Origin of the sequence: Bombilactobacillus apium, from assembly GCF_013385145.1 — a bacterium.
Taxonomy (GTDB): domain Bacteria; phylum Bacillota; class Bacilli; order Lactobacillales; family Lactobacillaceae; genus Bombilactobacillus; species Bombilactobacillus apium.
Genome location: NZ_JABZEC010000015.1, coordinates 1 through 1,755, shown reverse-complemented (window position 1 = coordinate 1,755; position 1,755 = coordinate 1). Strand labels below are relative to the sequence as shown.

Annotated in this window: 1 pseudogene; it reads left to right on the top strand. The window is 37.9% G+C overall.

Annotated elements, in window-relative coordinates:
• Positions 1-108 precede the first annotated feature (108 nt).
• Positions 109-1,698, top strand: a pseudogene (locus HU830_RS08685) (type I restriction-modification system subunit M).
• The last annotated feature ends 57 nt before the right edge of the window (positions 1,699-1,755 follow it).

The window sequence follows — 1,755 nt, the reverse complement described above, 5'->3', positions numbered from 1 at the left end:
ACGTAAGTATATTTTTGACATTTTCTATTAAAAATCTGAACCAGCCATGTATAATTGTCATTAGATGTGTAGCTTTAATAAGTTATACGATAATTAGGGGGAGAAACAATGGCGTTAACAGCTGAAAAAGAAGCAATGATTTGGAAGACGTTAAATGATACTCGGGGAAAGATTGAACCTTCTGAATATAAAAACTATATTTTTGGAGTAATGTTCTACAAATTATTATCAGAAAAAGCCCAAAATTAGCTGAATAAGTTTTTAAGAGGAGAAACATGGGCTGATATTTGGTCGCAAGATTCTGATAAGGCAGCCGATTTTATGCAAAAAAGCTTAGGATATGTTATTCGCCCAGGAGATATGTTTTCAGACTGGAAGATAGCGATTAACGAAGATAAGTTTAATATCATGATGGTCTCTGATGCTTTAGTTCATTTTGATCAAGGTATTAGTCAGGAAGCAAAAGATGATTTCGCGGGAATTTTTGCGGATATGGACTTAACTTCTTCGCGTCTGGGAGCGAATGCACAGACCCGAACTGCGACAATGATGAGTTGGATTAACTTAATGGACCAGATTGAGTTAGACGAAAACATGGATGTTCTAGGTGATTTATATGAATATCTGATTGGCATGTTCGCTGTTAATTCGGGGGCAAAAGCGGGTGAGTTTTATACGCCACACCAAGTTTCCGATATTATGGCTCGTATTTTAACCGCTGGTCGCGAAAACATGGAAGAGTATAGCTTATACGATCCAACCATGGGTTCAGGATCCTTACTGTTAACAACTGCTTCCTATATGAAAAACGCCGGTGTCCAGGGGGCCATTAAGTATTATGGGCAAGAATGGATTACGACGACTTATAACCTAGCTCGGATGAATTTGATGATGCATAAAGTTGAATATAACGATATTAATTTGCGAAATGCCGACACCTTGAACAGTGACTGGCCAGACGGAGTAATCGATGGAGTTAATGCGCCTCGAATGTTTGATGCGGTTATGGCTAATCCACCATATTCTCAAAAATGGGATAACCAAAGTCGAGAAGATGATCCTCGCTTTCGACAGGGGGTAGCTCCGAAATCCAAGGCGGACTATGCCTTCTTACTTCATGGTTTATATCACTTGAAGGACAATGGGCGAATGGCCATTGTTTTACCCCATGGAGTTTTATTCCAGGGGGCTGCTGAAGCAAAAATTCGAAAAGAGTTACTGAATAATCATAATATTGTGGCCATCATTGGCTTACCAGAAAAGATCTTCACTAATACGGGAATTCCTACGATTATTATGGTTCTGGAAAAGAATCGTGAGACTGATGATGTCATGTTTATTGATGCCTCGAAAGGATTTGAAAAGCAAAAGAATAGTAATAAACTTCGGCAGGAGGATATTGATAAAATTGTTAAAACCTACCTAGACCATGTTGATATTGAAAAGTATGCCCATGTGGCAACTATGAATGAAATTCAAGAAAATGACTATAATTTAAATATTCCTCGTTATGTTGATATATTTGAGGAGGAACCACCAGTTGACACAACTAAATTGTTGGCAGATATGAAGTCATTATCAAAAGAAGAGGCGAAATTAACAGCTGATTTAAAAGATATGATGGCTGACTTAGTACTTACTAATCCAGAAGACCAAGAAATTCTTGATAATTTGAGGGGAGTTCTGGATTATGAGTAATGTTCGGAATAATCAACCCCTAATACCAGCCATTCGCTTTAAAGAATTCACTGACGC